General features: G+C 67.4%; 9 protein-coding genes. 2 read left to right on the top strand and 7 right to left on the bottom strand.

The window, feature by feature from the left end:
- Positions 1 to 2,170: helicase associated domain-containing protein (locus tag ACQCO7_RS43925; RefSeq protein WP_464077114.1), on the top strand; the 2,170-nt coding region annotated here is incomplete at its 5' end.
- A 51-nt stretch (positions 2,171 to 2,221) separates the two neighbouring features.
- Here ACQCO7_RS43925 and ACQCO7_RS43920 read toward each other — a convergent pair.
- The 4 genes from ACQCO7_RS43920 to ACQCO7_RS43905 form a co-directional block, all read right to left on the bottom strand.
- On the bottom strand, positions 2,222 to 2,722 hold the full coding sequence (locus tag ACQCO7_RS43920) for a Pycsar system effector family protein (RefSeq protein WP_464077113.1): 501 nt from the start codon (positions 2,720 to 2,722) through the stop codon (positions 2,222 to 2,224).
- Entirely contained in the window at positions 2,719 to 3,144 is a 426-nt protein-coding gene (locus ACQCO7_RS43915) for a hypothetical protein (protein ID WP_464077112.1), read from the bottom strand. Before ACQCO7_RS43915 ends, ACQCO7_RS43920 begins: the two co-directional genes overlap by 4 nt.
- Before the next feature lie 441 nt (positions 3,145 to 3,585).
- On the bottom strand, positions 3,586 to 4,305 hold the full coding sequence (locus ACQCO7_RS43910) for an adenylate/guanylate cyclase domain-containing protein (protein WP_464077111.1): 720 nt from the start codon (positions 4,303 to 4,305) through the stop codon (positions 3,586 to 3,588).
- A gap of 45 nt (positions 4,306 to 4,350) precedes the next feature.
- A complete protein-coding gene (locus ACQCO7_RS43905; RefSeq protein ID WP_464077110.1) occupies positions 4,351 to 4,485 on the bottom strand; it encodes a hypothetical protein in 135 nt (44 codons plus the stop codon).
- Between the two features lie 398 nt (positions 4,486 to 4,883).
- Between ACQCO7_RS43905 and ACQCO7_RS43900 the strand changes: the two genes are divergently transcribed.
- Positions 4,884 to 5,453, top strand: a complete 570-nt coding sequence (locus tag ACQCO7_RS43900; protein WP_464077109.1) for a TIGR03086 family metal-binding protein — start codon at positions 4,884 to 4,886, stop codon at positions 5,451 to 5,453.
- Positions 5,454 to 5,492: 39 nt separating this feature from the next.
- Here ACQCO7_RS43900 and ACQCO7_RS43895 read toward each other — a convergent pair whose 3' ends face one another.
- The 3 genes from ACQCO7_RS43895 to ACQCO7_RS43885 form a co-directional block, all read right to left on the bottom strand.
- Positions 5,493 to 6,491, bottom strand: a complete 999-nt coding sequence (locus ACQCO7_RS43895; protein ID WP_464077108.1) for an IS5 family transposase — start codon at positions 6,489 to 6,491, stop codon at positions 5,493 to 5,495.
- An 89-nt stretch (positions 6,492 to 6,580) separates the two neighbouring features.
- Positions 6,581 to 8,053: a serine/threonine-protein kinase gene (locus ACQCO7_RS43890; RefSeq protein WP_464077107.1), complete on the bottom strand. Its 1,473-nt coding sequence runs from the start codon at positions 8,051 to 8,053 to the stop codon at positions 6,581 to 6,583.
- Between the two features lie 132 nt (positions 8,054 to 8,185).
- On the bottom strand, positions 8,186 to 9,415 hold the full coding sequence (locus ACQCO7_RS43885; RefSeq protein WP_464077106.1) for an AlbA family DNA-binding domain-containing protein: 1,230 nt from the start codon (positions 9,413 to 9,415) through the stop codon (positions 8,186 to 8,188).
- Positions 9,416 to 9,431: the final 16 nt, after the last annotated feature.

The raw sequence follows: 9,431 nt of genomic DNA, 5'->3' as shown, positions 1-9,431 counted from the left end.
CGGGCAGCGGATGGCTCCGTTCGACCTGGCGATCCTGGACGAGGGGCACATGACTGCCGGGGACATCGGCCGCCCCTGGGCAGCGATCCACGACAACGGCCGGATTCCCGTCGACTTCCGGCTGTACCTGACCGCGACCCCGAGGATTCTGGCCTCTCCCCGGCCGCAGCGCGGAAGGGACGGCCAGGAGCTGGTGATCGCCTCGATGGACGAGGACTCGGCCACCTACGGGAAGAGGATTTTCGATCTTGGGTTGGCGGAGGCGGTGGAACGCTCGATCCTCGCCGGGTTCGAGATCGACGTGTTGGAGATCCGCGACCCTGACCCGGTCCTCGGGCTGTCGGAGGACGCGCTGCGCGGCCGGCGCATGGCCCTGCTCCAGGCGGCGCTGCTGGAGCACACGGCGCAGATGAACCTGCACACCACCATGGTGTTCCACCAACGGGTCGAGGAAGCGGCCGCGTTCGCCGCGCAGATGCCGGCAACGGCCGCCGAGCTGTACACGGCCGAGGCGTCTGCGGCCGCTCTCGCCGACGCGGAGGAACTGCCCGCCTCGTCCATCGACGCCGAGCTCTACGAGCTGGAAGAGGGCCGCCACGTGCCCCCGGACCGGGTGTGGGCGGACTGGCTGTGCGGCGACCATTCCATCGCCCACCGGCGCGTGGTGATCCACCGGTTCGCCAACGGCATCGACGCAGACAACCGACGAGTACACCGGGCGTTCCTGTCCTCGGTACGGGCTCTCGGGGTCGGCGTCGACATCACCGGACTGCGCGGAGTGGAAGCGGTGTGCATCGTCGGCTCGCGCAGCTCCCAGGTCGACGTCGTCCAGAACATCGGACGCGCCCTGCGGCCCAACCCCGACGGCACCACCAAGACCGCGCGGATCATCATCCCCATCTTCCTCACCCCCGGCGAGGACCCCAAAGACATGGTCGCCTCAGCCAGCTACCAGCCCCTGGTCGACATCCTCCAGGCCCTGCGCTCGCACTCGGAACGCATGGTCGACCAGCTCGCCTCCCGCGCCCTGACCCGTGGCCAAGAGCGCCGACGCCTCCACGTCCGCCCCGCCCTCACAACGGGAGCAGACAGCGGTGACGACGGTGAGGAGCCCGACGAAACGCAACAGGAGGTCGACCGCGTCACCTCGGTCGTGGTCAACTTCGCCTCCCCCCGCGACGCCGCCGACATCGCCGCACTGACCCGCTGCCGCGTCATCCGACCCGAGTCCCTGGTCTGGCTGGAGGGCTACCAGGCCTTGATCCGCTGGCGCGCCGAGAACGAGATCACCAGTCTGTACGCCGTCCCGTACGACACCGAGACCCCAGTGGGCGTGACGAAGGACTACCCCCTGGGCAGGTGGGTCCACCAGCAGCGCCGCGCCCACCGCGCAGGCGAACTCGACCCCCACCGCAAAGAACTCCTCGACGACGCCGGAATGGTGTGGGAACCCGGCGACGAGGCATGGGAGAACAAACTCGCCGCCCTCCGCTCCTACCGGCGCGCGCACGGGCACCTCGCACCCCGCCAGAACGCCGTCTGGGGCGAAGGAGCGGCGATGGTGCCCATCGGGCAGCACACCGCCAACCTCCGCCGGCAGGGCGGCCGGGGGAAAGACCCGGAGCGGGCCACCCTGCGCGCGGCACAGCTGACGGAGATCGACCCGGACTGGAACTGCCCATGGCCACTCGACTGGCAACGCCACTACCGGACCCTAGCCGGTCTGGCCGACGCCGACGGCATCCTGCCCCACATCGCGGCGGGCACCGTCATCGACGGTGACGACGTGGGCAAGTGGTGCTGGCAACAACAAGAACCGGGCACCTGGACGCGGCTCCTGCCCGAGCAGCGGGAACGGCTGACCGCCCTCGGCATCAACATCCCCGCAACCCCGTCTCCCGCCCCGGCTGCCGCCCGGTCGACGAAGGGCTCCGGGAAGGCGCCGACGGCCTTCCAGCGGGGCCTGGCGGCCCTCGCCCAATGGGTGGAACGCGAAGGCCCCGACCGGCCCGTGCCACGCGGAGCCAGCGAACAAATCACCCTCGACGGCGAGACGGAACCGGTGACCGTCAAGCTCGGCGTATGGGTATCGAACACCAGATCCAGGCGCGACAAACTCTACGCCGACCAGCTCGCCGCCCTCGCCGAACTCGAACTTGAGTGGATATAGCTGCATATATCGGGGCGGGTACCACAGTCACCCCGATACGGCGCTGGTCAGTCAGGCTGCCAACCCGGCTATGAAGACCAAGAGTCCGCCGCTTGCCGCGAGGAGGAAGGAAAGCTGCACGAAGCGGTGCTTACGCCACGCGATCTTACTCATGTTCACGAGTTGGTTGCTCAGAATGGGCAGGGTGTCCTCTTGCGCCAGCTTCTGCGCGAGCGTGACGGGATCCCAGAATTGGAGGTGCCCAAAATAGATGAAGTTCTGTGGCGCCTCCTCCTTGAGGAGTTTGACCTTCCGGAGTCTGGGGGCCACCACGAGGATCGCGAGGACGGCACCCGCCAGGATCAGCCCGGCTCCTGCCCACAGGGTTAGGCGCGCTCCGTAGCCATGGAGGCGGGAAAATCTGTGCCCGTTGTCGGACAGAGCGATGATGCCTGCGAGGGCAGCCGATTCCAGGGTCAGCGCAAAAGACGCCTTGGCGTCTACTCGCCCTGTCCACTCTCCGATGGCCGCGTGGATCCGCCAGGCTGTCTCTTTTGCCTCGTCGGCGCTCACGGCCTCGACATCCAGGTGGACTTGTAGACGGTGATCTTCTCGCCGCCGACCTCTCGTGTGAACGGGCCTTCCCACATCAGCTTCTTGTCGGGCCCTGAGGTGAATTTCGACGTGTCGAGCAGTTTCTTGAAAACGGGCTCTGTGATGTAGGTCCTGTAGGGGCCGTCGCGGACGTCACTGAGCTTGGCCGCCACGTTGGGTGCTCGGCCGATCGAGACGAGGTCGTTGTGGCCCCGGACGCCACCGCGCACGATCAGTGCGGTCCCTGAGTCGATGCCGACACAGTGTTTGATCTGGAAGCCCTTGGCGGTGATGGATGACAGATTCGCCTCCACCTTGGGGCGCACGATCTTCTCGACGACATGGTGAATCTGCAGACCACACTTCGCGGCGTCGCTGTTCTTGGTGTTGCCCATGAACACGGCAGGTGGCGTCCAGGTAGGCCCGGATGACCTTCGCAGCGGTGGTGCGGGTGAAGTCCCGCGCGAGGCCCGTGGAGTCAGCCAGGTCCGCGTAAAGGTAGACCGCATCGACCTCCACGGCGCCGTTGCCCAGCTTCACGTCATCCGTGGTCGGAACGACAGTTCCTTTGCGGATATCCCAGTTGGAACACACCACGCTTGTGACAGCAGCGCTAATGTCATCAGCTAGCCCCATAAGCACCCCGATCTTCGTACTGGCGAGCACAACGTAGCAGTCCCTACTGACAACGGGGGGCGGCATTAGAGGAGTTGCCGCTCGGACGGAGGTACTGCGAGACGCGTATCCTCCGTCGGTTGCCCCTGTGCCGGGGCGACCGTGCTCGGGTGAGTGCGTGACAGCCGAGCACCACAGCGGGTCCGGCCCCTCGGGCGGCGCGATCCCTACCCGATGCCCCACCAGTAGCTGGTGCGATAGGTGGTCATCTGCTCGCCTCCGACGTCCGTCACATACGGGCTCCACATGTCTTTGCCGCCGTTGTCGTACTGGGAGCCTTCGAGCAGCGAGTGGTAGACGCTGTCAGTGATATAGATCCTGTAGTACGGCTCGGCGCGGATGTCGCTCAGCTTGGCCGCGATGTTTGGTGCTCGGCCGATCGAGACGAGGTCGCTGCTGCCACGCACTCCGGCGCGGGTGATGAATGCGTCTCCCGAGGCGATGCCGATGCTCATACGTACGTCGAATCCGTCCTGCTTCAGTTGTGGCAGCTCTGCGTAGAGCGCGGGCTCCACGATCCTCTGCATCGCATAATTGATCTTGAGGGCGCACTCGGCTGCCGCGGTGTTCTTGGCGCCCGTGATGAAGATGGCCATGACGCGGTCACCGTCATAGCTGCGGATTTCTCCGCCGTAACTCTTGATAATCGTTGACGCTGTACGAAGCGAGGCGCGTATCACCTTGCCAGCAGTCTCCCACTCAAAGTCACGGGCCAGTTTGGTGGAGCCAAGCAGGTCGGCGTAGAGGTAGACGGCATCGAGCTTTACGGCGTCGTTCGTGAACAGTTTGACGTCATCCGTCCCAGGGACCACCCGCCCGTCCCGAACGCTCCACGGCCCGCCCACCAGTTCGTCCAAGTCCGAGCGAAGTTCATCACCGAGTTCCATATCTACCCTTCTGTCTCTTGCAGCGCTTCAGCCCCTCGCGCTGTCTCAGGCGCAGGTCCTCTTGGCGCGGGCAGCGAGCACGTCGCACAGGATGCTGTCGGGCGTGCGTGCCATGCGGAGCAGTTCCCGGATCACTTCGGCCTTGTCCCAGCGGATGCCGGTCTGTTCCCGCAGGTCCAAAATCCAGTGGTCGATCTCCCGGGACTCGCCCGGGTCGAAGCGGACTGTCGTCGGGATGGCGCCCTCTGCCTTCGGGGCGGGCCGCGGATGTCGTACGTCGCGTCATGCCCGGTCCAACGAGCCAGCCGTGCGATAGGACGTGCGGCAACCCTCGCCATCCAGTCGTTCGCCCTACGCTCGGATCGGGGCCGCCGCTAGGGTGTGTTCCTGGTTTCGATCACCATGCCGGGCGGAGGCCGCAGAGCCGGAGGCGTCGATATGTGGCTGTAGTTCCCCACCGACCAGGCCGCCGACGCCCACTGTCGGGCCGGCGCCCAGCGCCTTGCCTAGGCCCGGGTCTACGGCCGGCTGGATGATGTCATGGCCAAGCGTGCCTGAAGAGAATATGGGGGAACGACATGACAAGCGTGATCCACCAGATCCACCGGGCCATCGACATGACCGGAGCCATCGTCAAGGGTGTCACCGACGACCGGATCGGGGCCCCCACGCCCTGCGCAGGGTGGGACGTACGTACCGAGCTCAACCACCTGGTGGGCGGCATGCAGATCTTCGCCGCTGAGCTCACCGGGACCCATGCCGGCGCCGCCCACGAGGACGACTGGCTCGGCTCCAGCCCACAGCCCGCGTTCGCCATCGCAGCCGATCTCGACCGCGCAGCGTGGCACCGCCCGGACGTCCTCACGACGACCGTGCGGTTGGGGTTCGGCACCATCCCCGGGCAGATGGCGGCGCTGATCCACCTCACCGAGATCCTCGGGCACGGCGTCGACCTGGCGGTCGCCACAGACCAAGAGGCGCTCGTTGATGAACCATTGTGCGAGGAGCTGCTCACGGTCATGCGCGGCATGGACTTCGACGACTTCCGCCGCCCCGGCATGTTCGGCCCCGAACTCCCCGCCCCGGCCGACGCCCCCGCCCACCGGCGGCTCCTGGCCTTCCTGGGCCGTGACATCTCCCAGCACTGACGCGGCGAGCCCGCAGGGGGCTGAGCAGGATGGTTCGGATCAAGGTTTGGGGCGGAGGCTGCGGAGCCAGATGAGTGCACCGCGTAGGTGGAGCCCGGCCAGGTAGCTCTCGGGCGCTTTGTCATAACGGGTGGCCAGTCCGCGCCAGGCTTTGATCTTGCTGATGCAGCGCTCCACCGTGTTGCGGTCACCGTAGAGCTCGGTGTCGTGGGAGAGGGGCCGCCCACCCTGGCGGCCCTTCTTCTTGCGGTTGGCACCCTGGTCGGTCTTCTCCGGGATGACCGCCCTGATGCGGCGCCTGTGCAGGTAGGCGCGGTTGGCGCGGGAGGAGTACGCCTTATCGCCAGCCACGGCGTCGGGGCGGGTGCGCGGGCGGCCCACCGGGCTGCGGACCTTGATTTTCTCCAGCACCGGGATGAAGCGGGGGCTGTCGGGGGCCTGCCCCTCGGTCAGTTCGAAGGACAACGGGCAGCAGCGCCGCTCGACAGCGAGGTGGACCTTGCTGGGCAGCCCGCCGCGTGAGCGGCCCAGCCGGGCGGCCTTCAGGCGGGCTCGGCGCCGACGTCTGATCCGTCGCCGCTCATCCTTACCCGAGCCTTCGCCTTCGCTGTCCCTCGCGACGACCTGCGCCTTTTGTCCCTGCAGGCGCCCCCCTTTCGTCCACGGCGGCTCCTCCAAGGCGGCCAGTACCTCCTCGCGCACGACCATGCCGGCCGCGTCGTGGTGGGCGCGGACCACCGTAGAGTCCACGCTGACCAGCGACAGATCGACCTGCCCCCGCCGTGCGGCCTCGGCGATCAGGCCCTCCATCAGTCGATCGAACACGCCCGCGTCACGCCACTGCATGAACCGGTGGCAGACGGTCTGCCAGGCCCCGTGCTTGGGAGGCATGTCGCGCCACGGACTGCCGGTGCGGATCCGCCAGATCACGCCTTCGAACTGCGGCCTCAGCCATTCCGGGTACGGGCCGGACCTGCCTATCGGCAGGAACGGCTCGATCGACTCCCAGTCATCATCGGTGAGTTCCGCACGCGCCACATTGGCGTTCTACCAGCTCGGACCAGCCATCCATACCTCACACCTTGATCCGAACCAGGAACACGCCCTAGGCCGGCGGCCCCGTGTGGTCATCGCCTCCAGGAGCCCTGGGGGTCACGTTCGGGCATGCGGCTGGGGTGGGCGAGTCGGCCCGTCGCCGCCTGGGCGAGCCAGTCGGCCCACCGGCCGATGAGCTCGTCCAGGTCCCCAATGACGAGCAGGCTGAAGGGCCAGGCCACCTGGTGCATCATCATCCCCGGGCCGACGGCGGCGCGTGACTCGTGGTGAGGGTCGAGAGCGAAGGGCTCCATGGTCTTCGTCGTGGCGCGCAGCGGGGTGTCCATGAAAGCGGTCTCGAACCACTGGTACTGGTTTTCCATCTGCGCGTCGGCGTACCAGAGGGAGTGGCTGCGGCCCTCGTACCCGTGGTAGTTGGCGGGGACCTTCAGGGAAAGAGTCGCGGACGCGATGACGTCGAACGGCGCCGGCGTCGAGGTGGTGCGCCAGACTTCGGGGGCGGTCTCCCTGGGTCCGGACAGGGTCAGCTGAGCGTTGTCTATGCGGACGGTCCACCCTCCCTGATTGCCCCTGCGGACCTCCGCGCTCGGGGCGGCAGCCGTGAGGGCCGTGAGGAAGGCGTCGGCGATGAAGGAGAAGGAGGCCGTGGCGGCCTCCAGCAGGGCCTTGCGGCGGTCGGTCTCGGTGGCGTGTGCCGACGCCCGGCGGTCGGCTTCGGCCTGGCGCGCGACCGCGCCCTGGTTGGCCTGCGCAAGTGCGGCCAGCCCGCCGGAGAGTGGGGCCGCGGGGATCTGCCCCAGCCGAGCGAGTACGTTGCCAGCAGCTGGGCGGCCCTGAGGGGCACGGAAGAGGCACTCGGTAATCAGTGCGGCCAGGAGGGGCGGAGCAGTAGCGAGCGGTGGCGGGGTTCCGTGCAGGTGCTGCTCCTGGAAGTCGTGCTCGGCCGGTCCGGTGAAGGGCCTGACTCCCTCCAGGAGCTCGTAGGCTAGGACGCCCAAGGCGTAGATGTCGGTCGCGCCGGTGGCCCGCTGGTACTTCCAGACCTCGGGTGCCATGTACGGCAGGCTTCCTCCGCCCTTGTAGGTGTGCTGGGCGGTGGTCGCTTCGGCGTAGCGGGCGATGCCGAAGTCGGCCAGACACCAGCGGCCACCGAGCAGCAGGACGTTCTCCGGCTTGAGGTCGCGGTGGACGACCTCGCGGTCCTTGAGGTCGGCAAGTGCTTCGGCGACGTCAGACAGGACGGCGACCGCCTCGTTGAGGGGCAGCTGGCCGTGCTCCTGGAGATGGTCCCGCAGGGACTTCTCAGCACGAGGCATCACCAACACCCACTGGTCTTCGTGCTCACCGCTGTCGATGACCGGCACCACGTTGCGGACGCCGTCCAGGTCGGTGAACAGCATCTCGCGCTCGGTACCCGGCGTCTTGGGCACGAGCTTCACCGCCGCCTTCTCGCCATCGGTGCTCACCGCCTCGAACACGGCGCCGAAGCCGCCATCCCCGATGCGGGCGCCGACGGCCCACTCCTCATTCAGTGCCAGTCTCATGGTGCGCGTTGTCTCCATCGTCAACTGCTGTCCCGTGAGGGCGGTTTCGCCCCGCTTCTATGATCTCAGCCCCCACTGACACACGGTGGGCTGATCGTCCGGGGATCATGCCGTCTCACAGAGCAGCGAGCATCACTCCTCGTCGGTCAGGGCCTTCGCGAACGCCTCTTCGGAGTCCAGTGAGCGGAGCAGGGGACCGAGGAGCCTTCGCGTCACCATGCCTGGCGCATCGCGCAGCTCGGCCAGCGTGGCGCCGGTGCTCTCCTCGTACGTGTCGGCGCTGTACATGTGGTTGCTGAGAAATCCCGACCGCCCTTGGTACCGGCGGCGGCCGCGGAGCCGGTTGGCTCCGACGGCCACGGCCCAGTTGCCGTGGTAGCCCACGTCATCGGAGATCAGGCGGATCAGGTCCAGCATGTGCCGGGTGAAGACGACGGCTGCGGAGTCGAAGATGACCTGCTCGCCCTCGTCTGGCGACTCGTACGGCTGGGAGGTGCCCTCGGAGAGGCGGGTCATGAGCAGCCGCAGCCCGCCGTCCTCGAAGAGCTGAAGCTCGACGAGGGACTCGTCATACGAGCCGCCTTGCGGGGTGTAGACGCGGTCGGCCCCGAGCCCCGAGGAACTGAGAGCCACGCCTCGCGCGCGCCGGTGTCCCTGGTGCGCGGAAGACAGATCAGGGCTGAATCCTCCGTAAAGCGCTGCCCGGGTACGGGGGGCTTCCAGGGCTCGCTGGATCAGCGTGCGCAGGCGCTGGTTCCAGTCCTTGGCACCGGTGATGGGCAGGCACATGTCCCGTCGTCCGGCGGTCGGCTGGGCGACCAGAAAGAGGTGGGACTGGGCTCCGACGTCGCGCAGCGGGTCCTCGTCCATCTCCTTGCGCAGCAGGGTGAGGGTGTCGGCCTCAGTGTCGCGTCGCCGTGCGTGGAGGGCGACGATTTCGGCATCGGCCATCTGGTACTTCGTCTTGTCGCCGCGGCCGAAGTAGCGGTTGTCGACCATGTGCGGTGCAACGGGACTGGCCGGGATGTGCACGATGAGGTAGCCGGTGCCGTCGTCGGCCGCCGAACTGATCTCCTCGGTGATGACGGTCAGAGGCGGGTCGGGGATGGTGCGGGCCACCTGCTCGATCTTCTCCGGCAACCCGTTCAGGGGCTGAGGGGCGAGTTCGAAGGTGCGGCTGTCCTTGTTCTCCTGCACGCCGATGATCAGGGTGCCGCCGTCCACGGCGAACGACGCGAGATCGCGCGCCAGTTCCTTGTTGTCACCCTTGCTGTTCGGCGCCTTCTTCAGGTCCACGTGATGGCTTTCCTCGAACAGGCCGCCATCGACCGCGGCCTGGAGGTCGGCTTCGGTCTTCGGCATCCATCGGGGGCTGTCG

The sequence above is a fragment of the Streptomyces saintjeani genome, from assembly GCF_055409605.1.
Note: the sequence above shows the minus strand (reverse complement) of the source record. Positions and strands in the feature narration are given on the sequence as shown.